General features: G+C 67.1%; 23 protein-coding genes. 7 read left to right on the top strand and 16 right to left on the bottom strand.

Translation table 11 applies throughout. The features are described from left to right. Positions 1–15: 15 nt before the first annotated feature. Both LU699_RS14045 and LU699_RS14040 read right to left on the bottom strand, forming a co-directional pair. On the bottom strand, positions 16–1,143 hold the full coding sequence (locus tag LU699_RS14045; protein WP_232136998.1) for an inorganic phosphate transporter: 1,128 nt from the start codon (positions 1,141–1,143) through the stop codon (positions 16–18). A gap of 13 nt (positions 1,144–1,156) precedes the next feature. After that, entirely contained in the window at positions 1,157–1,783 is a 627-nt protein-coding gene (locus LU699_RS14040) for a DUF47 domain-containing protein (RefSeq protein ID WP_232136999.1), read from the bottom strand. A gap of 267 nt (positions 1,784–2,050) precedes the next feature. Here LU699_RS14040 and LU699_RS14035 point away from each other — a divergent pair, with 267 nt between their 5' ends. Then, entirely contained in the window at positions 2,051–3,364 is a 1,314-nt protein-coding gene (locus LU699_RS14035; protein WP_232137000.1) for a hemolysin family protein, read from the top strand. Beyond that, positions 3,354–3,983 (top strand): exopolysaccharide biosynthesis protein, encoded by a 630-nt coding sequence (locus LU699_RS14030; RefSeq protein ID WP_232137001.1) that lies wholly within the window; start codon positions 3,354–3,356, stop codon positions 3,981–3,983. Before LU699_RS14035 ends, LU699_RS14030 begins: the two co-directional genes overlap by 11 nt. A gap of 22 nt (positions 3,984–4,005) precedes the next feature. Here LU699_RS14030 and LU699_RS14025 read toward each other — a convergent pair whose 3' ends face one another. The 4 genes from LU699_RS14025 to LU699_RS14010 form a co-directional block, all read right to left on the bottom strand. Continuing rightward, entirely contained in the window at positions 4,006–4,278 is a 273-nt protein-coding gene (locus LU699_RS14025) for a hypothetical protein (protein ID WP_232137002.1), read from the bottom strand. An 823-nt stretch (positions 4,279–5,101) separates the two neighbouring features. After that, positions 5,102–7,234, bottom strand: coding sequence for a putative bifunctional diguanylate cyclase/phosphodiesterase (locus tag LU699_RS14020; protein WP_232137003.1), 2,133 nt, complete (start codon positions 7,232–7,234; stop codon positions 5,102–5,104). Further along, entirely contained in the window at positions 7,231–8,160 is a 930-nt protein-coding gene (locus LU699_RS14015; RefSeq protein WP_425491073.1) for a phosphate/phosphite/phosphonate ABC transporter substrate-binding protein, read from the bottom strand. The genes LU699_RS14020 and LU699_RS14015 overlap by 4 nt, the downstream gene beginning before the upstream one ends. Before the next feature lie 71 nt (positions 8,161–8,231). Continuing rightward, on the bottom strand, positions 8,232–9,044 hold the full coding sequence (locus LU699_RS14010; RefSeq protein ID WP_232580214.1) for an RNA methyltransferase: 813 nt from the start codon (positions 9,042–9,044) through the stop codon (positions 8,232–8,234). A gap of 86 nt (positions 9,045–9,130) precedes the next feature. On the opposite strand from LU699_RS14010, the gene LU699_RS14005 reads away from it, so the two are divergent. Next, on the top strand, positions 9,131–9,961 hold the full coding sequence (locus LU699_RS14005; protein ID WP_232137004.1) for an inositol monophosphatase family protein: 831 nt from the start codon (positions 9,131–9,133) through the stop codon (positions 9,959–9,961). Positions 9,962–10,279: 318 nt separating this feature from the next. Here LU699_RS14005 and secF read toward each other — a convergent pair whose 3' ends face one another. From secF to LU699_RS13975, 6 genes are all read right to left on the bottom strand, one after another. After that, on the bottom strand, positions 10,280–11,245 hold the full coding sequence (gene secF, locus LU699_RS14000) for a protein translocase subunit SecF (protein ID WP_232137005.1): 966 nt from the start codon (positions 11,243–11,245) through the stop codon (positions 10,280–10,282). A 14-nt stretch (positions 11,246–11,259) separates the two neighbouring features. Then, positions 11,260–13,143: a protein translocase subunit SecD gene (gene secD / locus LU699_RS13995; protein WP_232137006.1), complete on the bottom strand. Its 1,884-nt coding sequence runs from the start codon at positions 13,141–13,143 to the stop codon at positions 11,260–11,262. Between the two features lie 77 nt (positions 13,144–13,220). Beyond that, the gene (yajC, locus tag LU699_RS13990; RefSeq protein WP_232116452.1) at positions 13,221–13,562 is read right to left on the bottom strand and encodes a preprotein translocase subunit YajC; all 342 of its coding nucleotides are present in this window, start codon (positions 13,560–13,562) and stop codon (positions 13,221–13,223) included. A gap of 117 nt (positions 13,563–13,679) precedes the next feature. Then, complete coding sequence (gene tgt, locus LU699_RS13985; protein ID WP_232137007.1) at positions 13,680–14,816, bottom strand: tRNA guanosine(34) transglycosylase Tgt; 1,137 nt, start codon at positions 14,814–14,816, stop codon at positions 13,680–13,682. Between the two features lie 25 nt (positions 14,817–14,841). After that, entirely contained in the window at positions 14,842–15,882 is a 1,041-nt protein-coding gene (queA, locus tag LU699_RS13980; RefSeq protein ID WP_232137008.1) for a tRNA preQ1(34) S-adenosylmethionine ribosyltransferase-isomerase QueA, read from the bottom strand. 411 nt (positions 15,883–16,293) lie between these two features. Further along, positions 16,294–16,725 carry an Lrp/AsnC family transcriptional regulator gene (locus tag LU699_RS13975; protein WP_232137009.1) on the bottom strand — a complete coding sequence of 144 codons (432 nt, stop codon included), beginning with the start codon at positions 16,723–16,725 and terminating at the stop codon, positions 16,294–16,296. 161 nt (positions 16,726–16,886) lie between these two features. On the opposite strand from LU699_RS13975, the gene LU699_RS13970 reads away from it, so the two are divergent. Beyond that, on the top strand, positions 16,887–18,383 hold the full coding sequence (locus LU699_RS13970) for an aminotransferase class III-fold pyridoxal phosphate-dependent enzyme (protein ID WP_232137010.1): 1,497 nt from the start codon (positions 16,887–16,889) through the stop codon (positions 18,381–18,383). 104 nt (positions 18,384–18,487) lie between these two features. Beyond that, positions 18,488–19,141, top strand: a complete 654-nt coding sequence (locus LU699_RS13965; RefSeq protein ID WP_232137011.1) for a hypothetical protein — start codon at positions 18,488–18,490, stop codon at positions 19,139–19,141. 19 nt (positions 19,142–19,160) lie between these two features. Here LU699_RS13965 and LU699_RS13960 read toward each other — a convergent pair whose 3' ends face one another. Both LU699_RS13960 and LU699_RS13955 read right to left on the bottom strand, forming a co-directional pair. After that, a complete protein-coding gene (locus tag LU699_RS13960) occupies positions 19,161–19,751 on the bottom strand; it encodes an inorganic diphosphatase (RefSeq protein WP_232137012.1) in 591 nt (196 codons plus the stop codon). A 17-nt stretch (positions 19,752–19,768) separates the two neighbouring features. Then, positions 19,769–21,154, bottom strand: a complete 1,386-nt coding sequence (locus tag LU699_RS13955) for a purple acid phosphatase family protein (RefSeq protein ID WP_425491226.1) — start codon at positions 21,152–21,154, stop codon at positions 19,769–19,771. 402 nt (positions 21,155–21,556) lie between these two features. On the opposite strand from LU699_RS13955, the gene LU699_RS13950 reads away from it, so the two are divergent. After that, entirely contained in the window at positions 21,557–24,373 is a 2,817-nt protein-coding gene (locus LU699_RS13950) for a TonB-dependent receptor (RefSeq protein ID WP_232137013.1), read from the top strand. 124 nt (positions 24,374–24,497) lie between these two features. After that, positions 24,498–25,130, top strand: coding sequence for a uracil phosphoribosyltransferase (gene upp, locus LU699_RS13945; RefSeq protein ID WP_232137014.1), 633 nt, complete (start codon positions 24,498–24,500; stop codon positions 25,128–25,130). A 45-nt stretch (positions 25,131–25,175) separates the two neighbouring features. On the opposite strand, the gene LU699_RS13940 is transcribed toward upp, so the two are convergent. Both LU699_RS13940 and LU699_RS13935 read right to left on the bottom strand, forming a co-directional pair. Continuing rightward, positions 25,176–25,583, bottom strand: coding sequence for an MAPEG family protein (locus LU699_RS13940; RefSeq protein WP_232137015.1), 408 nt, complete (start codon positions 25,581–25,583; stop codon positions 25,176–25,178). After that, positions 25,580–26,488: an MBL fold metallo-hydrolase gene (locus LU699_RS13935; protein ID WP_232137016.1), complete on the bottom strand. Its 909-nt coding sequence runs from the start codon at positions 26,486–26,488 to the stop codon at positions 25,580–25,582. The genes LU699_RS13940 and LU699_RS13935 overlap by 4 nt, the downstream gene beginning before the upstream one ends. Position 26,489: the final 1 nt, after the last annotated feature.

The following is a 26,489-nucleotide window of genomic DNA, read 5'->3' as shown; positions in this document are numbered from 1 at the left end:
GCCGGCCGCTGCGGATCACACCCAGCCGAAGTGGTGGAACATCCGGAACAGGCCGTAGGCGATGCCGCCGGACATCGGGATCGTCAGGATCCACGCCCAGATCATCTTGTTGACGACCGTCCACTTGATCGCGTTGAGGCGTTTGGCCGTGCCCACGCCCATGATCGCGGCGGAAATGTTGTGCGTGGTCGACACCGGAATGCCCATCGACGACGCGGCCAGGATCACCGACGCGGCGCTGGTTTCGGCGGCGAAACCGTGGATCGGGTGCAGCTTGACCAGCTTGTGGCCCAGCGTCTTGATGATGCGCCAGCCGCCCGCGGCGGTACCGGCGGCCATGACCACGGCGCAGGTGATCTTGATCCACAGGTCGATGTCGCCTTCGGCCAGCGCGGCTTCCGACGGATGCAGGAACGCGAGCCAGGCCGGCAGGTTGTCGAGCGTGCCGACGCTCTGCGCGCTGACCAGGGTGAGCGCGACGATGCCCATCGTCTTCTGCGCATCGTTCATGCCGTGCGCGAAGCCCATGCCGGCGGCCGACACGATCTGGCTCTTGCCGAAGAACGCATTGACCCAGCGCGGCCGCGCGATGCGCGCGAGCACGCCGCCGCTGCGCGCCATCATCGAGATCGCGAAGAACAGTACGCCCATCATCAGAAAGCCTGCGGCGAATCCCAGCACCGGCGAACTGACCATCGGCACGATGACCTTCCACAGCACACCCGCGCTGTGCCAGACCGGCTGCGCCGGCTCCGACCAGATCACCACATCGAGATTATTGGACGCAGCCGCCAGCGCGGCGCCGATCAGACCACCGATCAACGCGTGCGACGACGATGACGGCAGGCCCCACCACCAGGTAATCAGGTTCCAGACGATGCCGCCCAGCAGCGCGCACAGGATCAGCTGCGAGCCGACATCGACGACGCCGGCGTCGATCAGGCCGGAGGAAATCGTCTTCGCAACCGCGGTGCCCATCAGCGCGCCGATCAGGTTCATCGACGCGGCCAGGCCCACCGCCTGCATCGGCGACAGCACCTTGGTGGCGACGACGGTCGCGATCGAATTGGCGGTGTCGTGGAACCCGTTGATGTATTCGAACACCAGCGCGGTTGCGACCACGATCAGCACGAGGGTCAGCATGATCCGGAATCCGTCAGGAGTTCTTCAGCACGATCTCGTAGGCGACCACGCCCGCCTCGCGGCAGCGGTCGATCGCCTTTTCGAGGATCTCGAAGAACTCCTTGAGCAGGAACATCTGCAGCGGTTCGAGGTTGCCCGAATAGATGTCGCGGTAGAGCTCGAGCATCAGCCGGTCGGCCTCGTTCTCCAGCGCGCGCAGCTCGTCGTTGAGCGCCTTCATCGGCTCGAGCTTCATGCTGCGCAGGCTCTTGACCATCTTCACCACGACCGCCGAAGCCTGCTCGAGCATCGCCGCGCGCGGCGCGAAGTCGATGTGTTCGAGGTGGCGCGTCGCCAGCGAATAGCGGTCGGCGAACTTCTCGACCTGCTTGGGAATCTTGTACAGCGCCGAGCCGAGCGCTTCGATGTCCTCGCGCTCGATCGGGGTGATGAAGCTGTCCACCAGCGCCTGACTGATCTTGTCCGACGCCTCGCGCTCACGCATGCGCGCCAGCTTGAACGCGTCCAGCGCCGGCTGGCGGTCCGACGCCTTGAGCATCGAATGCAGCGCGACGGTGCTGTCGTGCGCGGCCACGGCGGCCTCCTCGAGCAGCGTGTAGAACTGGTTGCCTTGGCCGAAGATCGTTTGCAGGGAGAACATGCCGGGACGCCTTGAAGTCGCGCGCCCGGGACCGGACGCTCTGCGCAAGGCGCGGATTATGACGGTTCGATGACACTCCGGGCCAGCCCGGGCCGCCCCGGGGTGTACGGCGGTCGTCACATCGCAGCCTGTTATAGTCGCCGCCGCGCCCCTTGCGCTGTTCATCTTTCACATGGACGACGACCCTAGACCGCTCCCCGCGACGCACACCGCTGACGCCTCCCCCGATGCTCCGCATCGTCTCCAATCCGGCAGGAGGCCCCGGCAATGCTCGAGCTGATCCTCATCGTCCTGGCCCTGATCGCCTGCAACGCGTTCTTCGCGTTGTCGGAAATGTCGGTGGTCACGTCCCGCAAACCGCGTCTCAAGCAGATGGCCGCCGAGCACCGCAGCGCGCGTGCCGCGCTGGAGCTCGCCGAACATCCCGAGCGCTTCCTGTCGACCGTGCAGGTCGGCATCACGACGATCGGCGTGCTGACCGGCATGCTCGGCGGCGACGCGCTGGGCAGCCTGATCGGCACGTGGCTCGCAACCAGCCTGCCGATCCTGGGCACCTACGCTTCGACCGTCGGCACCGTGCTCGCGGTCAGCCTGATCACGTTCCTGACGATCGTGTTCGGCGAACTGCTGCCCAAGCGCCTGGCATTGCTCGCACCCGAGCGGCTGGCGTCGCTGGTCGCGCTGCCGATGCACTGGCTGTCGCGCGCAGCGACGCCGGCGGTGTGGCTGCTCAGCGCCAGCGTGCGCGGGGTGCTGAAGCTGCTGCGCCTCGACAAGACCGAAGCGGCGCAGGTGTCGGAAGAAGAAATCCGCATGCTGGTGAGCGAAGGCCACGAGCAGGGCGTGATCGACGCCGACGAACGCAACATGGTCAACCGGGTGCTGACGCTCGGCGACCGTGACGCCGAAAGCCTGATGACGCCGCGCACGCGCATCGCCTGGCTCGACATCGCCGCCGGCTTCGAGGAGAACCTCGCTGAGATGCGCGAGACACCCTACTCACGCTATCCGGTGTTCCGCGGCAACGACTCGGACGTGGTGGGCGTGCTCGAGATCAAGTCGCTGATCGACAGGCTCGAGAAGAAAGAATTCGACCTGTTCAAGTATCTGCGCGAGCCGCTGTTCGTGTCGGAATCGACGCCGGCGATGAAGCTGCTGGAAATCCTGCGCGAGAACCAGCAGTCGCTGGCGCTGGTGGTCGACGAGTACGGCGACATCACCGGCATGGTCACGCTCAACGACGTGATGGAAGCGGTGATCGGTCGCACGCAGAGCAGCGGACTCGACGCGACGCCGTTGGTGGTGATGCGCGAGGACGGCTCGATGCTGGTCGACGGCACGCTGCCGACCGGCGCGCTGCGCGAACTGCTGGGCGGTGGACCGTTGCCGGGCGAGAACGAGCACATCTTCCACACCGCGGCCGGCATGACGATCGCGCGCTTCAGCCGTATTCCGAACGTGGCGGAGTATTTCGAATGGCACGGCTGGCGCATCGAGATCGTCGACCTCGACGGCCCGCGCGTCGACAAGCTGCTGTTGCAGCGTCTCCCGGATGCGGACGCGGGCGGCGATGACGCCTGAGATCCCCTCGCGCGAGGAAGCCAGCACGCGGGAACTGCTCGCCGCGATGGCGCTGGGCGATCCCGAGGACCAGCTGCGCTTCGCCGATCTGCTGATCGGCTTGGGCAAGCGCGTGTTCGGCATGATGCTGTTCGTCGCCACCTTGCCCGCCTTCATCCCGATTCCGGGCGTCGGCGGCGCGATCGGCGGCCCGCTGGTCGCACTGGTCGGCGCGCAACTGCTGATCGGCCTGCGCAAACCCTGGCTGCCCCGCTTCATCGCAGAACGCGGCCCGCACCGCAGCGCGGTGCAGCGCTTCGAAACCGTGCTCGAGCCCTGGCTGCGCCGCGTCGAGCGTTTCAGCCGCCCGCGCCTGCCCGGCGTGCTCGACCACCGCGCCGCGGCGATGTTCACCGGCCTGCAGCTGGTGCTGCTCGGCGTGCTGCTGGCGCTGCCGATTCCGTTCACCAACTACGTGTTCGGCCTGCTGCTGCTGGCTTACGCGTTGGCGCTGCTGGAACGCGACGGCGCGCTGATGGTGTGGGCGTGGGTCGGCGGGATCGTTGCGATCGGCTTCTTCGGCGTGCTCAGCGGCACGCTCGCCACCGCCGCGACCGAATGGCTGGCGCGGATCTTCTGAGCGGGCTTCGTGTGTCGTCGTCCTAACGACCGAGACCGACCGCTTCCAGCATCAGATCCCGACGCCGCGCCGCGTGTTCGGCGACACCGATCCGTCCGTTCGCCAACAGCGCATCGAGCGCGGCCAGTAGCGCATGCGTGGGCAGCGTCGGAAACGCGGCGCCGTGCTCGACGACTTCCGGCGGCCACACGCGCCGGTGCGCGAGCACCAGACGCACGCTGACGACACTGGCTACGGCCCAGACGACCAGGCCCGCCAGCAGGCAGAACATCTCGAGCGGAGACCACATACCCATGGCGACATCCGTGACGCTTTCCGGGGGCGTCAGCATACCGGGGCGGGTGATGGGTGGCGTGTAGGTGGGTGACTGTTTCTGTCTCGGCTTTTGGCCTTGGGCTCGGCTTCGGTTTGCCTTTGTTTTTGCCTGTGCTTTGACTGTGACTCTGGCTTTGGCTTTGGCTTTGGCTTTCAGCCTTTGACTTGAATCGAGCCGTAAAGCGAGCCGAGCACCGGAGGCTGGCGTGGCCGAAGAGCAGCCCATGTCTGAGCGCAGCGAGTTTGGGCTGCGTACCACGTCAGGCGAGGAGCGGAGGGGACCGATGCGGCTTCATCGCGTCGGCTCGCGTCCGGCGAAAGGACTTTTTGGTTCCTTTTGGGTCCATCCAAAAGGGACTCGCACGCGCAGCGAGCGAAAGCTCTGCACTTGCTTGCTCCTTCGCTCGTCGCTTTACGACCTTGATATTCGAAGCAAAAGATCAATCGCAGGAGCGAAGATCAAGGACAGGGCTTCCGCGCTGTCGCGCGGCTTACTTTTGTCTTGGCAAAAGTAAGCAAAACCGTCTTCGCCGGACGCGATCCGACACGGCTACGCCGCGCCGGTCCCCTGCGCTTCTCGGTCGACGGGGCACGCAGCCCAAACTCGCTGCGCTCAGACATGGGCTGCTCTCCGACCCCGCCGCCCTGCGATGCTCGGCTCGCTTTACGGCTCGATTGAAGTCAACGGCGGAAGCAAAAGCGGAGCAACGGCAAAGAGCAACAGCAACAGCAACAGCAACAGCAACGGCAACGGCAACGGCAACGCTGGAGCAGAAGCAAAAAAAGCGAAGCAGAACGAAGCCTCACCTCAACAGCGCATCGAACTCCCGCGCCGGCAGCGGGTGCCCGAGCCAGAACCCCTGCCCCAGATCGCAACCGCGATCGCGCAGGACTTCGAACTGGCCTTCCTTCTCCACGCCTTCGGCAACCAACGTGATGCCGATCGAGTGCGCCATCGAGATGATCGCCGTCGTCAACGCCAGGTCGTCGGGATCGCGGAGCACGTCGGCAACGAAGCTGCGATCGATCTTGACCCCGTCGACGGGCACACGGCGCAGGTGGCTCAGGCCGGAGAAGCCGGTGCCGAAATCGTCGAGCCAGATCTTGACGCCGAGTGCGCGCAGCGCGCTCAGCAGCTGGCCGATGCGGGCTTCGTCGCCGATGACCGCGGTCTCGGTGAGTTCGAGATGCAGATGGCGTGGCGACAGACCCGATTCGCGCAGCGCCGCTTCGACTTCCACGGCGAACGCGGCGCCACGCAGCTGGCGCGGCGACACGTTGACCGCGACGAACAGGTCGGCGGCGGACGGATAGCGCTGTTGCCAGGCACGCGCCTCGACGCAGGCGGCGTGCAGCACCTGCGGGCCGATGACGTCGATCAGGCCGCTCTGCTCGGCGACGTCGATGAACACCGGCGGCGCGACGTTGCCGAACTCGGGGTGCTGCCAGCGCAGCAGGGCTTCGACACCGACCAGCGCCTTGTCGCCCATGCGGAACACCGGCTGGTAAGCCAGGCTCAGTTCGCCGCGATCCCAGGCGCCGCGCAGTTCGTGTTCCATGTGCATGCGGCGCTCGACCGCTTGGTCCATCGCCAGGCTGTAGAAGCGGTGGCAGTTCTTGCCGGCCAGCTTGGCCTGGTACATCGCGATGTCGCCGTTCTTGAGCAGCATCGCGGCGCTGGCGGCATCGTCGGGAAACACGGTGATGCCGATCGAGATGCCGAGGAACACGCGCCGGCCTTCGACTTCGATCGGGCGCGCGACTTCTTCCACCAGACGGTTCGCCAGTTCGCCGGCGACGGTGCGCAGATCGGCGGTGCTGGCTTCCGGCAACTGCAGCAGCACGACGAACTCGTCGCCGCCGAATCGTGCCAGCAGTGCGTCGGCGACATCGAATTCGCGCACGGCGGCATCGATGCGCGCGGTGAACTGGATCAGCGCTTCGTCGCCGGCGTCGTGGCCGAGCGTGTCGTTGACGCGCTTGAAGTCGTCGACATCGGCGAACAGCAGCGCGAGGCGTCCGGCAGCGCCCTGCATTTCCAGCAGGCGCTGGTCCAGCGTTTCGCGCAATGCGAGCCGGTTGGCCAGTCCGGTCAGCGAATCCGTGTACGCCATGCGGCGGATGTCGCGATCGTGGCGCGCGATGCTGTCGCGCATGCGATCGAAGGCGCGGACCAGATCACCGATCTCGTCCTGGCGTGCGTCGGCCGGCACCACCACGTCGTAATGCCCGGCCTCGATGCGCTGCGCGGCATCGGCCAGTTCGCGCACCGGGCGCACGAGCCGTCGTTGCAGCATCGCCGCGACGAGTGCGCCGAGCGCCACCAGCACGACCAGCAGCAGGCCGACCGAGACCAGATGACGCCGCGCGATCTCATCCAGCCGCGCCTGCATCGTCGCGACCATTGCGTCCTCGTCCTGCTTCGCCGTCGCCAGCGAATAGCCGATGCGCACGCCGCCGAGACGCTGGTCGCCGATGCGGATCGGCATCGAGACGTCGAGTAGCTTGCCGTCGCTCTGCATGTGCTGGCCGGTCGCGGCGACGACTTCCAGGGCGAACGGATCGTCCATGCGCTGGCCGTAGCGTTCGATATCGCGGCTGCCGTCGTGGACGATGTTGCCGTCGGCGTCGTAGACGATCACGTAGCTGACGTCCGGCTGCCGAAGTACGTTGCCGACTGCCGCGCCGATGGCTTCGAGATCGAAGTAGTACAGCGGATTGACCAGTGCATCGGCGACCTGCGCCGAGACCGCCTCGCCGCGCAGCAGCAGACGCTGCGACGCGAGTGCGTGCATCGAGCGCTGGCTCAGCGCGAGGATCTGCTTCTGCGCCTGGTCCTGCTGCTGCAGCACCAGCGCCACCGCGACGAGGCCGGCCAGCACGGCGGCGCCGGCCAGCGCCAGAAACATGGCCTGCAGGCCTGTGCGCAGTTTCATTCGACGTCCGCCACGACGCGCAGGGCACCGGCGCGCAGGATGTCGAGTTCGGCGCGCGTGGCGGCATCCATCGGCAGGAACGCGGTGGTGCGGAAGAACTCGCGCAAGGCATCGGCGGCGGCGGGATCCTGGCTGGCCTCGATCAGCACCTCGCGCAGTCGCGCAGTCACGCGCGCGTCCAGATCGCCGCGCACGATCTCGATCGCGCGCGGGAACGGCGCGCTCTCGCGGAAGATCACGAAATCGCGCTTGAACGAGGGCGGCACGCGCCGGTCGCTGTCCCAGTCGAGGTTGCTCATCGCACCCGCATCGACAAGGTGCTTGTGCACCCACGAGGACATGTTGAGTTCCGAGCGCGCGAACAGATAGCCGACCGAGTCCGGTTCGGGCTGGTCGCGCGGCGACAGCAGGATTTCCAGTTTCATGCCGCGGGCGAGCAGCTCGGTCGCGGGCACGAAGTAGGCGCTGGTCGACTGCCGGTTCTGGAACACGATGCTGCGACCGCGCAGATCGTCGAGCGACTGGATGCCGCTGTCGCGGCGCGCGAAATAGACGGTGTGGTAGTGGCTGACGCCGTTGCGCTCGGTGAGCAGCAGCGGCGTCGCGCCGGCGCGCGCTTCGAGCAGGGTCGCGCCGCTGGCGGTCTCGGTGACCCAGTCCACGCGGCCGCGCCGCAGATAGCTCTGCATCTGCTGCACGTCGCGCGCCATCAGCACGCGGCCTTCGGTGATGCCGACATCGCCCATGCGCGCGACCACGTAGTCGAGCAGCGGCTTGAGCTGTTCGTAGTGCGCCTTGGGATCGTCGCTGATGCGCCCGAGCACCAGCACGTTGCGCGGCTCGGCCGCCTGCAGCGGCAACGCGACTGCCAGTACCGCCAGCAGCACACCCGACAGGAGCCGTCGAAGGAAGTGACGCGGGTCCAAGGCGGGTCCGGGAGGCGTGAGCGAAGCGGCAAGCCTAGCGGAAGCCATTCCCCGGCGACAGACGCCGCGGCTCAGCCGTCGCCGCGGTCGCGGGCGATCCGGGCCATGCGCTGGGCATCGGCGAGGATGCCGCGCAGCAGCCGGACTTCCTTCTGGTCCAATCCGGTGCGCACGAACAGCCGCCGCAGCTTGCGCATCGCCGACTCGGGCGCGCGGCCCTTGTGGAAATCGATGTCCTCGAGCGTGTCGCCCAGCTGGCCGAAGAAGCCTTCGAGTTCGGCGTGCGGCACCGCGTCCGGATTCACCGGCGCGATGGCCGCGGGCGTGACATCGCCGCCCTCGCCCAGCAGCGCCAGCCGCACTTCGTAGCTCAGCACCTGCACGGCCGCGGCCAGATTCAGCGAGCTGTAGTCGGGATTGGCCGGGATGTGCACGGCGGCGTGGCACAGCTGCAGTTCCTCGTTCTCCAGTCCGGTGCGCTCGCGGCCGAACACCAGCGCGACCTCGCCACCGGCCGCGGCTTCCGCATGCACGGACGCGGCGGCATCGCGCGGCCGCAGCTCGCGCAGCTGCACGCGGCGACTGCGCGCGGTGCAGCCGAGCACCAGTCGGCAGTCGGCCACCGCTTCGGCCAGCGTCGCCACTTCGACCGCGGCATTGAGCACGTCCTCGGCGCCCGCGGCCATCATGTCGGCCTCGTTGTGCGGATATTTCTGCGGCGCGACGAGCACCAGCCGGTGCAGGCCCATCGTCTTGATGGCGCGCGCGGCGGAGCCGATGTTGCCGGGGTGCTGGGTGCCGACGAGCACGATGCGGATACGGGCGGCAGGGCCGTCCGCGGCGACGATGTCCATGCCGGACTCTGGATTCAGGGGCGCTTGCATGGCGCGAATGGTAAACTGCGCGACCGGCCTCGCGCCGGCACTGCTCTTTTCCCCCTCGATCCTGCCCGCGCCCGGAGTCGTCCGCGATGCTTCAACCTGCTGTCAATGTCATGGTCAAGGCGGCGCGCGCCGGCGGTGGCGTCCTGTTGCGCAACATGCACAAGCTCGATGCGCTCAACGTCGTCGAGAAAGCGCGCCACGATTACGCGAGCGAGGTCGACGGCCTCGCCGAGGATGCGATCGTCAAGGAACTGCGTCGCGCCTATCCCGAGTACGCCGTGCTCGGCGAAGAAGGCGGCGCCAAGCCGGGCCGTGGCGGCCCGAGCCGCTACACCTGGGTCATCGATCCGCTCGACGGCACCAGCAACTATCTGCGCGGCCTGCCCCACTGGTGCGTGTCGATCGCGCTGGTCGAGGGCGGCGAGCCGCTGCATGCGGTGATCTTCGACCCGCTGCGCAACGAACTGTTCACCGCCACTCGGGGGGCCGGCGCCCAGCTCAACGAACGTCGCATCCGCGTGTCCGAACGCCGCGAACTGACCGGCGCGATGCTCAGCACCGGCTTCGCCCCGCGCGAGCGCAAGCGCGTCGGCGCCCAGCTGCGCGCGGTCGAGGCGCTGCTCGAATCGGCCGAAGACGTGCGCCGCACCGGTTCGGCCGCGCTGGATCTGGCCTATGTCGCCGCGGCGCGTACCGACGGTTACTTCGAAGCCGGCGTGCATCCCTGGGACATCGCGGCCGGTGTGCTGCTGGTCCGCGAGGCCGGCGGCCGCGTCAGCGATTTCAAGGGCGGCCCGGGTGGTCCCTTGCACGTGGCTTTCGCCGGTGGCCGTCAGGTGATCGCCGGCAACGTGCACATCGTCGCGCCGCTGCAGAAGACCCTGGTCGATTCGGGCTACGCGAAAGAATTCGCGTAAGCCGCCGGATCGGCTGGACCGGAAAGGCCGCGCGCAAGCGCGGCCTTTTTTGTTGTGCGAGAAGCGCGCCTGTCTTTGCAGGATGGGTGGAGCACAGCGAAGCCCATCGATTGCCCCGCTCGGCAACGCGATACGGAGCGCCGCGCGGCGCGACCTGCCGCTCCTCCGGATGCGAAGACACCACGACGCTGGGTGTCCGCCGCGCTCTGCCCATCCGACGATTGCGACCCGCTCCATCCGCCCACGAAAAAGCCGCGCAGTGCGCGGCTTTTTCGTGCAACCGGTCCGGCCCGCGTCGTGCGGACCAGACGTGCCGGATCAGGGACGACGCGACAGCGCCGCCTCGTCCTTGGCCTTCGGCAGCAGGTCCTGCTTGGTGACGCGCAGGACGCCGTAGGTTAGCAGCGGGCACGCGATGAAGATCGACGACAGCGTACCGACCACCGCGCCCATCATCTGCGTCAGCGCCAGGCCTTCGAGCGAACCGCCGCCGTAGAGGAACAGCGCCAGCACCGACAGGAAGAACACCAGCGAGGTGATGATCGTGCGCGACAGGGTCTGGTTGATCGAGCGGTTGAAGATCTCCAGCGGCTCGGCGCGGACGCCGCGGAAATTCTCGCGCACGCGGTCGAAGACCACGATGGTGTCGTTGATCGAGAAGCCCATCACCGACAGCAGGCCGGCCATCACGGTCAGGTCGAACTCGCGACCGGTCAGCGAGAACATCGCCGCGACCACCATGACGTCGAACAGCGTGGTGACACTGGCCACCACCGCGAACTTCCATTCGAAGCGCACGCTGATGTACAGCAGGAAGCCCACCAGCACGAAGATCGCGGCATAGATCGCGTTCTTGCGCAGGTCGCCCGAGACCTGCGCGCCGATCGACTCGGTGCTCAGGATGCGACCCGGATTGGCTTCACTCGACGCCGCGGCGAGCACGTCCTGGGCGAGCTGGGTGTTGCCGTCCACGCTCACCTGCGTCTCGTCGCCGCGCACGCGGATCAGCAGGTCGTTGCCGCTGCCGAAGGTCTGCACCTGGGCATTGGAGATGCCGGCGTTCTCGAGGCGTTCGCGGACGTCGTCCACACCGACGGGCTTGTCGAAGCGGACGTTCACCGCGGTACCGCCGGTGAAGTCGAGCGCGAAGTTGAAGCCCTTCAGACCGACGACGGCGAACGAGCCGACGAACAGCAGCAGGAACATGGCGACCCAGACGTGACGCAGCCGCATGAAGTCGATGCGGGTGCCGCTGGGAACGAGGGTCAACGGAAAAATTTTCATGGGGGTCTCTTCCGTCAGATCGCAAGGGACTTGAGCTTCTTGCGCGGTGCATAGATCAGCGTGACCAGTGCGCGCGAGACGACGATTGCGGTGAACATCGAAGCGGTGATACCGATCACCAGCGTCACCGCGAAGCCCTGCAGCGGGCCGGTGCCGAAGGCGTACAGCGCGACGCCCGCGATGATGCCGGTGAGGTTGGAGTCGAAGATGGTGTCCGACGCCTTCTCGTAGCCGGTCACGATCGCCGCCTTGGGCGGCATGCCGGCCCTGAGCTCTTCGCGTATGCGCTCGTTGATCAGCACATTGGCGTCGACCGACAGACCGATCGACAGCGCCAGACCGGCGAAGCCGGGCAACGACATCGTGGCGCCGAACAGCGACATCACCGCGACCACGATCAGCAGGTTCAGGATCAGCGCCAGACAGGTGACGATGCCGAACATGCGGTAATAGAACATGAAGAAGATCAGGGTGAAGAAGAACGCGTAGAGCACCGCGGTCAGACCGCGCTCGACGTTCTCGGCGCCCAGGCTCGGACCGACGACGCGCTCTTCGACGAAGTCCATCGGCGCGGCCAGTGCACCGGCCTTGAGCTGGCTCGCCAGATCGGTGGATTCCTCGCGGCTCAGACCGGTGGTCTGGAACTCGCGACCGAACACGCCGCGGATGGTCGAGGAGCTGATGACACGCTCGACGCTGCGCGAGGAACGCACTTCTTCGCCGTCGACCATGCGCACGGTCGGAATGCGCTCGACGTACACGATGCCGAGGCGCTGACCGACGTTCTGCAGCGTGTGGTCGAGCATGCGCTTGCCGCCGGCGCTGTTGAGCGTGATGCCCACGGCCGGCGTGCCGGTCTGCGCATCGGTCTGCGGATTCGCGTTGATCAGCTGGTCGCCCGACACCAGGATGCGGCGCGACAGCAGCAACGGCGCGCCGGCGTCGTTGTAGTAGATGCGCGAATCGGCCGGGATGTTGCCCGACGCGACCGCGGCCGCGGCCTGGTTCTCGTCGCCGGTGACGGCGCGGAACTCGAGGGTCGCGGTGGCGCCGATCAGGCGCTTGGCCTCGGCGGTGTCCTGCAAGCCGGGCAGCTGGATGACCAGACGGTCTTCGCCCTGACGCTGCAGCACCGGCTCGGCGACGCCGATCGCATTGATGCGGTTGGAGATCACGGTGCGGTTCTGCTCGACCGCGTCGCTGGCGATGCGCGAGATCTCGCCCGGCGACAGGCGCACGGTGATGCGGTTGCCTTCGGTCGTGATCTGCGGGCCGCTGCCGCCAACCGCCTGGCCGGAGGCGCTGGCGAGACTGGTCGAAATCTGCGTACGCGCGGCGTTGACGTCCGCGCCTTCGGTCAGCACCACACCGATGCTGTTGTCGTTGCGGCGCTCGACGCTGGAATAGCCGATGCGCGCATCACGCAGCACGGTGCGGATGCCGTCGGCGTAGCCCTCGACGCGCTTCTGCAGCGCCGCGGCCTGGTCGACCTGCATCACGAAGTGCACGCCGCCCTGCAGGTCGAGACCCAGCGACATCGGACGCGCGCCCATGTTCGATAGCCAGTCCGGCACGGTCGAGGCAAGATTCAGCGCGACCGAATAGTTCTCGCCCAGTTCCGGACGCAGCGTGTCGGACGCGAGCGTCTGCGCATCAGAATCGTGCAGACGCACCAGCAGGTGGTTCTCGTCGATCTCGGTGCCCACCGACGTCACGCCGGCGGCGGTGAGCAATCCTTCGACCCGCGTCTTCAGCGCCTCGTCGATGCGCGCCTCGCTGGTGCTCGGGGTGATCTGCACCGACGGGTTCTTCTGGTAGGCATTGGGCAGCGCGTACAGCGCAGCCAGCACCAGAACGACCAGGATGAGGGCATATTTCCAACGCGGGAATTCAAGCATTGCCTTGCCTCGGACGCCGCACGCGGGCGGCGCCTGGAGAGATGACGGAACGAAGGATCAACGATCGACGATCGGGATCAGGCGGACTTCAGCGTGCCCTTGGGCAGCACGTTGCCGACCGCACCCTTCTGCACGCGGATTTCCACGCGCTCGGCGATTTCGATCGTCAGGAAGCTATCGCCGATGTTGCGCACGACGCCGGCGATGCCGCCGTTGGTGATGACTTCGTCGCCGACCGACAGCTTCTCGAGCATCGCGCGGTGTTCCTTGGTGCGCTTCATCTGCGGGCGGATCATCAGGAAGTACATGATCGCGATCAGGATGATCGGGAAGGCCAGCGTCGACAGCAGGCTCGGGCCAGCGCCCGGAGCTGCAGCAGCGGCGTGGGCGGGGGCGATCACAAGGTCCAGCAGATTCATCGGGGCATCCATGGGTCGAAAACAGACAGCGGGCGATTATGACACGGCCGGGCGCGGACGCAGGCCGGGCAGCGGGTGAATGGGCGGTGATGGGGCCGAAGACGTCGCCGGGACGGCTCAGGCGCCCGGATTCCCCGCCCGGGCGCTGTAGAAGGACTCCCGGAACGCGGCAAAGGTTCCCGCGGCGATCGCGGCGCGCATGTCGGCCATGAGCTTCTGGTAGTACCAGAGGTTGTGCAGCGTGCCGAGCATCGGGCCGAGCATCTCGCCGCAGCGGTCCAGATGCCGGAGGTAGGCGCGGGTGAAGCCGCCGCTGCAGGCCTCGCAGCCGCAGCCCTCTTCGATCGGCCGCAGGTCCTTCTCGAACTTCGCATTGCGGATGCGGATCACCCCGGTCGAGGTGAAGAAATGCCCGTTGCGCGCGTTGCGGGTGGGCATCACGCAATCGAACATGTCGACGCCGCGCGCGACGGCTTCGACCAGATCTTCCGGCCGGCCCACGCCCATCAGGTAACGCGGACGATCTTCGGGCAGCTGCGGCGCCGTGTGGTCGAGCATCGCGTTGCGCTCGTCCTCGGTCTCGCCGACCGCGAGGCCGCCGATCGCGTAGCCGTCGAAACCGATGTCCTTGAGCCCCTCGGCCGAACGCGTGCGCAGGTCGTGGTGCACGCCGCCCTGCACGATGCCGAACAGTGCGGCGTCGTTGCCTTCATGGGCCCGCTTGGAACGCGCCGCCCAGCGCAGCGACAGTTCCATGGATTTCTCGACCACGCGCGGATGCACCGGCTTGCCGTCGATCTGCACCGGCGGGCACTCGTCGAAGATCATCACGATGTCCGAATCGAGCACCTTCTGGATGCGCATGCTTTCTTCGGGCCCGAGGAACACCTTGGCGCCATCGGTGGGCGCCGCGAAAGTGACGCCTTCCTCTGTGATCTTGCGCTTGTGCGCCAGCGAGAACACCTGGAAACCGCCGGAATCGGTGAGGATCGGCTTGTCCCAGCGTGCGAAGCCGTGCAGGCCGCCGTGCGCCTCGATGACCTCCAGGCCCGGGCGCAGATACAGATGGAAGGTGTTGCCGAGAATGATCTCCGCACCCAGCGCGCGCACCTGTTCGGGCAGCACGCCCTTGACCGTTCCGTAGGTGCCGACCGGCATGAAGGCCGGCGTTTCGATGGTGCCGCGCGGAAACGTCAGGCGCCCGCGACGCGCGACGCCATCGGTGGTGATCAGTTCGAACTGCAATCTGGACATGGAGACTCTTGAACGCGGACGACGGTCAGGCAGCGGGCGCGTCGGCGCCCCACAGCAGCATCGCGTCGCCGTAGGAGAAGAAACGGTATTCCGCCTGCACGGCGTGATCGTAGGCGGCGAACACGCGGTCCTTGCCGGCGAACGCCGAGACCAGCATCAGCAGCGTGGATTCGGACAGATGGAAGTTGGTCACCATCGCGTCGACGCTGCGGATGCGGTAGCCGGGGAAGATGAAGATCTGCGTTTCGCCGGCGAACGGATGCAGCTCGCCGTCGACGCTGGCGCTCTCCAGCGCACGCACGACCGTGGTGCCGACGGCGATCACGCGGCCGCCCGCCTCTCTCGTGCGGCGGATCTGCGCGACGAGTTCGGCGCCGACGTTGAGCCACTCGCTGTGCATGCGGTGCTCGCGGACATCTTCGACCCGCATCGGCAGGAACGTGCCGGCGCCCACGTGCAGGGTGACGTGCCCGAACTCGACGCCGCGCTCGCGCAGTCGCGTCAACAGCGCATCGTCGAAATGCAGACCGGCCGTCGGCGCCGCGACCGCGCCGATTTCCCGCGCGAACACGGTCTGGTAGCGCTCGGCGTCGTCCTGCCCCGGCTCGCGCCGGATATAGGGCGGCAGCGGCATGCGCCCGGCCTTCAGCAGCCAGGATTCCAGCGTGTCGTCGAGCTCGAACCGCAGTTGGTAGAAACCCTCGTCGCGCGACAGCACCTCGGCGCTGCCGCCGCCATCGAGCTGGATCCGCCCGCCCGGCTTCGGCGACTTGCTGGCGCCGATCTGCGCGCGCGCCTCGTTGCCGGGCAGCAGCCGCTCGATCAGGATTTCCACGCGCCCGCCGCTGTCCTTTTGTCCGAACAGGCGCGCCGGAATCACCCGCGTGTCGTTGAAGATCAGCAGATCGCCCGGCTGCAACAGGTCCGGCAGGTCGCGAACGTGCCGATCTTCGAACGCGCCCTGGCCTGGCGGCACGATCAGCAGCCGGCTCGCCGAGCGCTCAGCCAAGGGGGCCTGGGCGATCAGATGTTCGGGCAGGTCGAAGTGGAAGTCGGACTTCTTCAAGAGATCGGCGGGGAATGCGGGGGAGACATTGTAATGAAGGCAGGCAACGAGGTCGGCGGGGCGAAGCTTGAGCCCCTCTCCCTTCGGGGTGAAGAGAGACGTTTGCGAGCCACTGGCTCGCGTGTCGATGAACGCCCTCGCGGCGAAGCGAGGGCTGGGGCGCGGAGCGGGGGTTGGGGTGAGGGTGCTTTCCAGTCCGGGATGACAGGACGGGACGGCGGGAAAGCCCCTGCCCTCATCCGATGCGCTACGCGCATCGACCTCTCCCGGGGGGAGAGGTGTTGGGTTGATCCGCGAGCCCCGCCCTCACCCCACCATCGGCATCCGCCGATGGTCCTCCCCTCTACCCCGGCGGGCACGTAGTCCCCGAGGGCGAGGGGCCAACGCGTCTTCCGCAAGCGGAAGACAGATTCATCTCTCGAACTTCGTCGACAGGATGATCGACGAAGTCGTCCGCTCGACGCCTTCGATGTAGCCGATGCGATCGGTCAGTGCGTCCATGTCGGCTACCGTCGGCACGACGCCCAGCGCGATCAGGTCGTAGGGCCCGCTGACCGAATGCAGCGCCCGCACCGCATCGATCGCCCGCAGGGCCGTGACCACCGGCGTGGTCTGCCGCGGGCGCACGGTGATCATGATCTGCGCGCGGATGTGGCCCTGCTCGAAATCATCGCGCACGCGCACGGTGTAGCCGCTGATCACGCCTTCGCGCTCCAAACGTTCGATGCGGCTCTGCACGGTGGTGCGCGACAGACCCAGCCGGCGCGCGATTTCCGCGGTCGACAGGCGCGCGTTCTCGCGCAGCAGCATCAGCAGGCGGACATCAGCGGATTCAGTGGACATGGGCGAGGCACGGTTCGGCGATCTGACGAAATTCTACGATTCCTTCGGCGTTCCGTCGCTTCCGTTCGACGGAATCGTCCAGATAATGGAGAGAGCGCCGGCGCCGCTCGATCGAAAAGGCGCGCTGCCGGCCCTCCCCGACGTCCCAAGGAGTGATTCGCATGTCCGTGATCCAGATCCTCGCCCCGCTGCGCGCCCATGGCGGCACGCGCCGCACCACCGGTCTGCCGGACGATGTGCTCGAACGCTTCGCCGCGACGCACCCGGAGCTTCTCGAAGCTGCGCAGGCCGCCGCCGACGCGTATGCGCAGCTGAAGCAGGACTTCGCCGATCTGCTCGATCTGGACGAGGATGCGCAGGCGCGCGCCGTGCAGGCCGGCTACATCAATTTCTATCCTGGCGATGCGGTGAACCCGTACGTCGCGCTGACCGCACGCGGCCCGTGGGTCGTCACGCTCAAGGGCGCGGTGCTCCACGATTCGGGCGGCTACGGCATGCTCGGCTTCGGACACACGCCGAAGGACGTGATCGCCGCGATGGCGCAGCCGGTGCCGATGGCCAACATCATGACGCCAAGCGTGTCGCAGCTGAAACTCGACCGCGCCCTGCGTCGCGAGATCGGCCATACCCGCGGCGGTTCTCCGTACAGCCACTTCCTGTGCCTGAACTCCGGTTCCGAATCGGTCGGTCTCGCCGCGCGCATCGCCGACATCAACACGCGCACGCAGACCGATCCGGGTGGCCGCCATGCCGGTCGTACGGTCAAGCGCATCGTGGTCAAGGGCAGCTTCCACGGCCGCACCGAGCGCCCGGCGCTGTATTCCGATTCCTCGCGCGCGACCTACAAGAAGTACCTCGCGAGCTTCCGCGACGAAAACTCGCTGATCGCGATCGCGCCCTACGACGCCGACGCGCTGCGCCAGGCCTTCGCCGATGCGGACGCGAACGGCTGGTTCGTCGAAGCCGTGTTCCTGGAGCCGGTGATGGGCGAAGGCGACCCGGGCCGCGCGTTGCCGCCGGCGTTCTACGCCGCTGCGCGCGAACTTACCCGCGCCCACGGCAGCCTGCTGCTGGTCGACTCGATCCAGGCCGGCCTGCGTGCGCACGGCGTGCTGTCGGTCGTCGACTACCCGGGCTTCGAAGGGCTCGATGCGCCGGACATGGAGACGTACTCGAAGGCGCTCAACGCCGGCCAGTACCCGCTGTCGGTGCTCGCCGTGACCGAGCACGCCGCGAAGCTCTACAAGAGCGGTGTCTACGGCAACACGATGACCGCCAATCCGCGTGCGCTGGATGTGGCCTGCGCTGTGCTCGCGCAGCTCACGCCCGAAGTGCGCGCCAACATCCGCGACGCCGGCCGCAAGTCGGTCGAGGCGCTCGAAGCGTTGAAGGCCGAACTCGGTGGCCTGATCACGAAGGTCCAGGGCACCGGCCTGCTGTTCTCCTGCGAACTCGCGCCGCAGTTCAAGTGCTACGGCGCCGGCTCGACCGAGGAATGGCTGCGCGAACAGGGCCTGGGCGTGATCCACGGCGGCACGAATTCGCTGCGCTTCACTCCGCACTTCAACATCGACGACACCGAGATCGCGCTGTTCGTGTCGATGGTCGGCAAGGCATTGCGCGAAGGTCCGCGACAGTCGAGCGCAGCTGCGGCCTGACAGCCTGGAACGATCGCCTTCTTACGAGGGAGGCCGATCGGGCCCGCGTGCACGCATGCGGGCCCTTCCATTAATCTGCATCGATTCCATGGAAGGAAATCGATGTGGCATACGCCACCAGATCCCGGCGCGGACGTGGCGCGACACGACTGTTCGCGAGCGACACGTTCGCGCGCATCGCCTCTGCCGGTCTCACCGTGCTGTTCGGCATCGCAGTGCTGTACTGGCTGCCCGCGCATGACGCGCGCGTGCCCGACAAGTTTGCCGTCGCAATCGAGGTGGTGTTCCTGACACCGCCACCATTGCCGTCAGCCACCCCTGCTCCACGGCACGCACCTGCGATCGCCGATGCGCGCGCACCGACGCCGCGTCGCGCGACAGCGCCATCCCGCACGGCATCCGAGTCCTCGACGGACACGACGCACACATCACCCGAGACCGCCACGCGTCTCGACTACGGCGCACTGCTGGGTGACGCCGCGCCCGTCGCGTTCGCCGAACGTCTGCCGGGCCAACGCGATGCCTGGCGCACGCCGTTCGAGGCGCGCCCGGAACGTTTCCGGAGGCGCCGCCAGATCACGCCGGAAGACGTCGTGCGCGGCTTCGCGCAACTCGTGGGACTGTGGCCGCCCGGCTACACCGACAGCCCGTGCCCGGCGATCCGCGGGCTCATTGCGACGACACCCGACGTGGCATCACCCCGCGAACTCGCCCTGCTGCAGGACGCCGTGCTGGCGCGCGAGCAGTTCTGCAGTTGAAACGCGACGCGGTCCGCACTCACTTCGCGTCGAAGCCGTCCTTCGCGGCGCGCATCACCGCCTTTGCTTCGTCTATCCCGCCCCAGCCACGCAGTTCCACGCGCTTGCTGCCGGCCGGCAGATCCTTGTAGACGCGGAAGAACGCTTCGATGCGCTCGCGCTCCATCGCCGGCAGATCGTCGATCGAACGGATGCCGGCATACGTGGGATCCACGTCGTCGGCCGGCACGCCGATGATCTTCTCGTCAGCGTCGCCGCCGTCGATCATCCGCAGCACGCCCAGCGGGCGGAAGCGGATCAGCACGCCCGGGTGCAGCGGAGCGCGCGTCAGCACCAGTGCGTCGAGCGGGTCGCCGTCCCCGGCATGGGTGCCGGGCATCGAGCCGTAGTTCGCCGGGTAGGCCATCGGCATCGACAGGAAGCGGTCGACGAAGATCCGGCCTTCGGCATCGCTCTCGTACTTGGTGAAACCGCCCGCCGGAATCTCGACCAGCAGCACCGCCTCGTCCGGCGCGTTCGCCGGCTGGCGATCATGCGCGGGCGGTGTCGCGGCATGCGCCGCGAACGGCGTCGCGCTGGCGAGTGCGGCGGCGAGCAGCGTTGCGGACATTCGATTGCGCACGTGCATCACTCCCAGCACCGGTCGGCGCGGCCCTTGAGCGTTTCGTCGCGTGCGCAATCGCGCGGCGCGATGCGGCCCTCGGTGATCTCGTGCAGCGTGCGCGTCTCCGGCGTCGCGCCGCGGATCTCGAACGCGTCATAGAGACGGCCGGTCGCGGTACGCGATTCGTAATGCAGCGTGTCGCCATCGAGACGGATGACCTGGAACAACTGGGTGTCCTCCGCCGTCGGCGCCATGTCGCGACGTGCACCGTCCGACAGGCGGTACTGCTTCGCGCCGACCACCGACACGAGGTATTGCGGCGTCGCGCGCTTCGCGTCCTCACCGGGACGCCGCCCGTAGACGTGATCGTGGCCCTGCAGCACCAGATCGACGCGGCGTCGCTCCAGCACCGGTAGCACCTGTTCGCGCAGGGCGACGTTGTCGCGATCCTGGCGCGGAGAATACATCGGCTGGTGGATCAGCGCGATCGACCAGGGATGCGGATTGGCGGCCAGCGTGCGATCGAGCCACGCGGCCTGCGCTTCGGCCGTGCCGAGGTCGAGCGCGGACGTGCCGTCGAGCACCACCACGCGCACGCCTTGGTAGTCGAACCAGTAGCTGGTCTGCTCCGCGCCGGGCGCGCCATTGGCCGGCAGCGCGAAGGTGCGCGGCCAGTGGCCGCCGAGCACGCGACGCTCCTGCGGCGTGTCCTCGAATTCTTCCCAGTACTCGTGGTTACCGGGCGCCGGCGCGTTGACGACCATCGTCGCCAGTGGGCCGACCGCGTCGAACCACTCGCCCCACTCGTTGTCGTCTTCGCCGTCGCCGCCGCTGACCAGATCGCCGGCGAACAGCGCGAGCTTGGCGTCGGGCGCTTGCCGATGCGCTTCGCGCAACACGCGCGTGCTCAGGCTGGCGTTCTTGTTCTGGGTGTCGCCGAAATACAGCAGTGTCAGCGGCGCGTCGGCCGCGGCCGCAGTGCGCGTCTGCATCCACGGGCTCCAGGTGCCACCGCCCTGCACACGCCAGGCGTAGAGCGTATCCGGCTGCAGACCGTCGACCTCGGCGCGATGGAACTGCGCCGCGCCGTTCTCGCCTTCGAGCGATGTGCTGCGTGCGGCGATGCGGCGACGCGCGCCCATGTCCGGTGAATCGCCGGCGATCACGAGTTCCACGATCGGTGCTTCGACCGACGCGGCCGTGCGCCAGGACACACCGAAGCCCGTCGATGCGTCCTGCGCCGGCGAGGCGACGATGCGATCGGGAAACACGCTCGGCGCGTAGCGCATGACGCCTTCGGGCACGAGCGTGTTCGGCTCGACGCGTGTTTCGCCAGCCGCCATGGCATGAAGCGGCATCGCGAGCAGTGCGGCGCTCAGCAGCAGAAGACGGGGCAGGCGTGCGGGCAGCGCGTGTGTCATCGGTAATGTGTCCTTGTGTGGAGCCGCATCCGTCATCGGCAAACGCCTCGCAGACAGCGGATGTCGAAAGATTGGGCGGAGAGGGACCCGGCGATCGCCACCTCACCGTCGCATCGATGTCGCGGGACCGTCATGCGTATCGACACAGCGCGTCATGATCGACGCGCGAGGTTGCAGGCACGTTGCATGCGCGCCGCGACATCGCACTGACGCACCGCCACAACAGAACTGTCATCGAAGCGTCGCAAGATGCCGACCCCGGGGGAACGGGTCGTCGCCGACGCGCGACGCACGCCACAACGCAGACCACGCAACGCACGCCGCTTTCCGCGACGTGACGGCTGCGGCTTCGCCATGCCCCCGACACACGCATCCCTCATCGGAGTCCCCATGTCACCCAGTCGTACCGTCCTCGCCGCGGCCATCGCCGCCACGCTCGCCCTGGCCTGCCCGCAGCCCGCCACCGCACAGTCGTCGAGCGTCGACACGATCGCCGCCATGGCGAACACGATCGTCGGCAAGGTCAGCGAAGCTTCGCGCGGCGTGTCGCTAGAAGGCGCGATTGTCACGGTCGACGGCCGCCAGGTCAGCACCGACCGCGAAGGTTTCTTCCGCGTGACCGGCCTCGCGCCGGGCCGCTATCCGCTGCAGGTCGACTATCTGGGTTACACGCGTCACCAGTCCGACGTCGAGGTCGGTGACACCCGCGGGGCGCAGGTGGACGTCACGCTGCGCAGCACGGTTTCCGCGACCGACATGGGCGTGGTCGAAGTGCGCGCCAGCCGCGACGCGCAGGCCATGGCACTCAACCAGCAGCGCGCGTCGACGAACTACGTCAACGTGGTCTCGGCCGATCTGCTGGGCCAGTTCCCGGACAACAACATCGCCGAATCCACGCAGCGCATCCCGGGCGTGTCGATCGAACGCGACCAGGGCGAAGGCCGCTACGTCACCGTGCGCGGCGCGCCCAAGGAATTCACCACCGTCACCATCGACGGTGTGCAGCTGGCCAACCCCGATGCCGCGAGCCGCGGCGTCGAACTCGACACGATTCCCTCCGATGTCATCGCCGCGCTCGAAGTCACCAAGGCGATCACCCCGGACATGGACGGCGACGCGATCGCCGGCAACATCAACATCCGCACGCAGAGCGCGCTGGACCGCGAAGGCCTGACGCTGCGCGCGTCGGCCGCCGGCGGCAAGTACCAGCTCGGCGACGGCGACAACCAGCGCTACAACGCCACCATCGGCAACCGCTTCGGCGCCGAAGGCAACTTCGGTGTGCTGATCTCCGGCTCGATCAGCAAGCAAGGCCGCTTCACCGACAACGTGGAAACGCTGTACAGCCCCGTTGCCGGCGGTTTCGCGCCCAGCGAAATCCAGATCAAGGATTACGAAGGCCTGCGCACGCGCAAGGGCATCACCGGTCGTTTCGATTACCGCATCAACCCCGACAACCTGGTCTACTTCGTCGTGTCGGATTCGAACTTCGTCGACCGCGAGTTCCGCGACAACCTGACGATCACGCTCGACAACTATGCCGCCGGCTCCGACGAGACCACCGGCCGCGCACGCGCGACTTTCGACAAGGAACTGCGCGAGCGCACCTACGACAAGAGCATCCGCACGTACAACCTCGCCGGTGAGCATTTCCTCGGCGAGATGTGGAAGCTTGACTGGCAGGCCTCGCAGAGCCGGGCCACCAAGACCACCAGCCCGCGCATGCAGTACATCTTCCGCTCCAGCGTGCGACCGCAGTTCGCGTACGACTACGCGAACCCGGATTTCCCGACTTGGAACATTCTCGGCCGTCCCGACGCGCCGGCCAGCGGCGTCAATCTGCCGGAGAACTGGTACGCGTTCCGTCGCCTCAATGATCGTTACGAGTACGGCGAAGAAGAAGAGAACGCACTGCGCCTGGATCTGGGGCGCCAGCAGACCTTCCTCGGCGACAGCGGCGACATCAAGTTCGGTGTCCGCGCCCGCCAGCGCGACAAGATGTTCGACGACGAGCGTTACCGCAACGGCAGCGCTTCCGACTTCGCCGCTCTCGGGATCCGCTATTCGGACATGCTGTGCGACAGCGTGTCGAACAACTTCGATTACTTCCTGACCGGTCGGCGCTTCTGCCGCGACATCTTCGACAAGTACGCTGGCCCGCTGCTCGAAAGCGGCAACCACGCGCGTCTGATTCCCGATTCGCTGACCGGCGACTACCAGGCCGAAGAGAACGTCTATGCGGGCTATGCGCGCATCGACGCCAACTGGGACGCGCTGACGATGATCGCCGGCGTGCGCTACGAGCGCACCGAACTCGAAGGCAGCGCGCTGCAGTTCGACGAAGACACCGGCGACGTGTTGCCGCAGACCGCGAGCCGCAGCTACGGCAATGTGCTGCCGAGCCTGCACTTCCGCTACGAGGCCAACCCCGATTCCATCCTGCGCGCCTCCTACTCCACCGCGATCAACCGCCCGGACTTCATGCACACCGCACCCTACCGGGTGATCGGCGAGGCGGACGATCTCAACGTGATCGCCATCAGCGAAGGCAACCCGCTGGTCCGCGAAGCATTCGCGCACAATCTGGACCTGTCGTTCGAGCACTATCTGCGTCCGCTCGGTCTGATGTCGGCCGCGCTGTTCTACAAGCGCATCGACGATCCGCTGTTCGTGGCCTCACGCGACGAGGCCGCCGGACCCGGCCAGATCTTCCAGATCACCCGCGCCGAGAACGGCGAGAAGGGTCGCATCTACGGCGCGGAACTGTCGTGGCAGCAGACCTTCGACATGTTGCCGGGCGCCCTGTCGGGCCTGGGCGTATACGCCAACTACACCTATGCGAAGTCGAAGGCCGAACTGCCGTTCGATCTGGGCGAGACCGAACTGCCGGGCACCTCGCGGACGAACTACAACTTCGCCCTGACCTACGAGAAGTCCGGCCTCAACGCGCGTCTGGCCTACAACTACCGCTCGAAGTTCATCCAGTCCTTCGACATCACCAATCCCGAACTGAACGTCTACTGGAACGATCGCGCCAGCCTGGATTTCTCGACCAGCTATACGCTCGGCGCCGGCTGGAGTGTGTTCGGCGAGATCAACAACATCCAGGACACGAAGCAGATCCGCTTCCAGGGCCAGCGCAACCGCGTGCTGGAAATGGAAGGCTTCGGCCGCTCCTGGCTGGCCGGTGTGCGCTACCAGTTCTGATCCATCGCGACGCCATGTTGTGACGAGGGGCCGGCCTGTCCGGCCCCTCTGCGTTCCAGCACCGGAAGCACGACTGCCGATGACGCGTGCGATCCTATAGGCATCGCTTCCGCCAGGTCACGCCATGAAAACCGTCGAAGTCCGCCACCCGCTGGTGCAGCACAAGCTCGGCCTGATGCGCCGCGCCGACAACAGCACCAAGACCTTCCGGGAACTCTCGGCAGAAGTCGCGACGCTGCTGACCTACGAGGCCACGGCGGATCTGGAAACCGAGGATGCCGAGGTCGAGGGCTGGGCCGGCACCGTGCGCGTGCGGCGCATCAAGGGCCGCAAGATCACCCTGGTGCCGATCCTGCGCGCCGGCATCGGCATGCTGCCGGGCGTGCTCGATCTCATTCCCGCGGCCAAGGTCAGCGTGGTCGGCATCAAGCGCGACGAGGCTTCGCTCGAAGCGGTGCCCTATTACGAGAATCTCGTCGGGGACATGGCCGACCGCACCGCGCTGATCCTCGATCCGATGCTGGCGACTGGCGGCACTCTCATCGCGACGGTGTCGATGCTCAAGGCCGCAGGCGCGAGCCGCATCAAGGGGCTGTTCCTGGTCGCGGCACCTGAGGGCCTGCAGGCACTCGAAGCGGTGCACCCCGATGTCGAGGTCTACACCGCCTCGATCGACGAACGCCTCAACGAGAAGGGTTACATCCTGCCCGGCCTCGGCGATGCCGGCGACAAGATCTTCGGCACGCGGGTCGACTGAAGCCCGAAGACAGGCGCGCGCGAACGCGCGCCTGCGCAAACACCGTCAAGCAACGATCATCGCGCCGATGACGAAACGCCAGATGCCGAATGCGGCCATCGCGAACAGCGTGGCGAAGGTCAGCAACGCGCCGGTGCCGCGTCCGAACGAATAGCCCGCCGAGCCGCCCAGTCCGATCGCATGCAAGACGCGCGCGACCAGCAGCGCGATACCGAACGCCCACAGCAGCGTCGTGTTGACGGCCGCCAGTTCCAGCAGGGCGAGCAGCAGCAGTCCGAGCGGGACATACTCGATGAAATTCGCATGCACCCGGACCTTGCGCGACAGGGTCTCGTCGCCGCCCGTGCCGATCCCGATCTTGTGCACGTTGCGGTGCAGGACCACGCGGACGGTCAGCACGAGGTACAGCAGCACATGCAGCGATGCGATGAGAAGCGAAATGCGAGGCGTCATGGTGTGGTCTCGAAGGGATGCTGCAGGGAACGCGCGGCAAGTGCCGCCGTCGGATGGCGTGCGCTGAAACGGCCGGCATCATCGCGCACGACCTGCACCAGTGCGATGTCCGGATCATGCGTGAGAAACAGGCGCACGCCGCGCGCGGCCATGTCGGAAAGGAACGTCTGTTTCTCGTCGATGATCAGTTCTGGAAACCGGTCGTAGCCCATCGTGATCGGCACGTGCACCCATGGCAGGCCTGGCACGAGATCGGCGCAGAACACCACGCCGCCGTGATGCACGCCGTCGTGCACATCGGGGCCGAGGATCTCGGCCAGCATCATCCCGGGCGTGTGGCCGTCGCTGTAATGGAACTGCACCGCGTCGCCGAGCGAGGGTGCGTGCGCGCCTTCGATGAATTCCAGCCGGCCCGTGGCTTCGAGCAGTTCGCACAGGCCGGGAATGAAGCTCGCACGGTCGCGCGCATGCGGACGTTTCGCGCGCAGCCAGTGCGGCGTGGACAGCACGAAGGTCGCGTTCGGAAACAGCAGTTCTGGCATACCGCCTTCGGACCACGGTGCCAGCAGGCCACCGGCGTGATCGAAATGCAGATGGCTCAGCACCACGACATCGATATCGGTGTGCGCGAAACCCGCGTCGCGCAGCGAGTCGAGCAGCACGTGCCGGTCTTCCTGCACGCCGAAGCGCGCACGCAGCTTCGGTTCGAAGAAAGCGCCGATGCCGGTTTCGAACAACACGGTCTTGCCGTTGAGCGGCGTCGCGAGCAAGCCGCGCGTCGCCAGCGGAATGCGGTTGAGATCGTCGGGCGTGGCCCACTGCGTCCACATCGCGCGCGGCGCGTTGCCGAACATCGACCCGCCGTCGAGCTTCTGGGTGTTGCCCTGGATCGACCACAGCTTCATG

Source organism: Luteimonas fraxinea (genome assembly GCF_021233355.1).
In the GTDB taxonomy this organism is placed as follows: Bacteria; Pseudomonadota; Gammaproteobacteria; order Xanthomonadales; family Xanthomonadaceae; genus Luteimonas; species Luteimonas fraxinea.
The sequence above is the reverse complement of the archived record's forward strand: the minus strand, read 5'-3'. Positions and strand labels throughout refer to the sequence as shown.

What these genes read in the sequence shown, in the direction of transcription:
- upp (WP_232137014.1), top strand. Translation starts at nt 24,498, where the DNA reads ATGAAAACCGTCGAAGTCCGCCACCCGCTGGTGCAGCACAAGCTCGGC.
- LU699_RS14045 (WP_232136998.1), bottom strand. Translation starts at nt 1,143, where the DNA reads ATGCTGACCCTCGTGCTGATCGTGGTCGCAACCGCGCTGGTGTTCGAA.
- LU699_RS13960 (WP_232137012.1), bottom strand. Translation starts at nt 19,751, where the DNA reads ATGTCCGCAACGCTGCTCGCCGCCGCACTCGCCAGCGCGACGCCGTTC.
- LU699_RS14035 (WP_232137000.1), top strand. Translation starts at nt 2,051, where the DNA reads ATGCTCGAGCTGATCCTCATCGTCCTGGCCCTGATCGCCTGCAACGCG.
- LU699_RS13970 (WP_232137010.1), top strand. Translation starts at nt 16,887, where the DNA reads ATGTCCGTGATCCAGATCCTCGCCCCGCTGCGCGCCCATGGCGGCACG.
- LU699_RS13975 (WP_232137009.1), bottom strand. Translation starts at nt 16,725, where the DNA reads ATGTCCACTGAATCCGCTGATGTCCGCCTGCTGATGCTGCTGCGCGAG.
- tgt (WP_232137007.1), bottom strand. Translation starts at nt 14,816, where the DNA reads ATGTCCAGATTGCAGTTCGAACTGATCACCACCGATGGCGTCGCGCGT.
- LU699_RS13940 (WP_232137015.1), bottom strand. Translation starts at nt 25,583, where the DNA reads ATGACGCCTCGCATTTCGCTTCTCATCGCATCGCTGCATGTGCTGCTG.
- LU699_RS14010 (WP_232580214.1), bottom strand. Translation starts at nt 9,044, where the DNA reads ATGCAAGCGCCCCTGAATCCAGAGTCCGGCATGGACATCGTCGCCGCG.
- LU699_RS13950 (WP_232137013.1), top strand. Translation starts at nt 21,557, where the DNA reads ATGTCACCCAGTCGTACCGTCCTCGCCGCGGCCATCGCCGCCACGCTC.
- LU699_RS14025 (WP_232137002.1), bottom strand. Translation starts at nt 4,278, where the DNA reads ATGGGTATGTGGTCTCCGCTCGAGATGTTCTGCCTGCTGGCGGGCCTG.
- LU699_RS14030 (WP_232137001.1), top strand. Translation starts at nt 3,354, where the DNA reads ATGACGCCTGAGATCCCCTCGCGCGAGGAAGCCAGCACGCGGGAACTG.
- LU699_RS14040 (WP_232136999.1), bottom strand. Translation starts at nt 1,783, where the DNA reads ATGTTCTCCCTGCAAACGATCTTCGGCCAAGGCAACCAGTTCTACACG.
- LU699_RS13935 (WP_232137016.1), bottom strand. Translation starts at nt 26,488, where the DNA reads ATGAAGCTGTGGTCGATCCAGGGCAACACCCAGAAGCTCGACGGCGGG.
- LU699_RS14005 (WP_232137004.1), top strand. Translation starts at nt 9,131, where the DNA reads ATGCTTCAACCTGCTGTCAATGTCATGGTCAAGGCGGCGCGCGCCGGC.
- secF (WP_232137005.1), bottom strand. Translation starts at nt 11,245, where the DNA reads ATGAAAATTTTTCCGTTGACCCTCGTTCCCAGCGGCACCCGCATCGAC.
- secD (WP_232137006.1), bottom strand. Translation starts at nt 13,143, where the DNA reads ATGCTTGAATTCCCGCGTTGGAAATATGCCCTCATCCTGGTCGTTCTG.
- LU699_RS14020 (WP_232137003.1), bottom strand. Translation starts at nt 7,234, where the DNA reads ATGAAACTGCGCACAGGCCTGCAGGCCATGTTTCTGGCGCTGGCCGGC.
- yajC (WP_232116452.1), bottom strand. Translation starts at nt 13,562, where the DNA reads ATGAATCTGCTGGACCTTGTGATCGCCCCCGCCCACGCCGCTGCTGCA.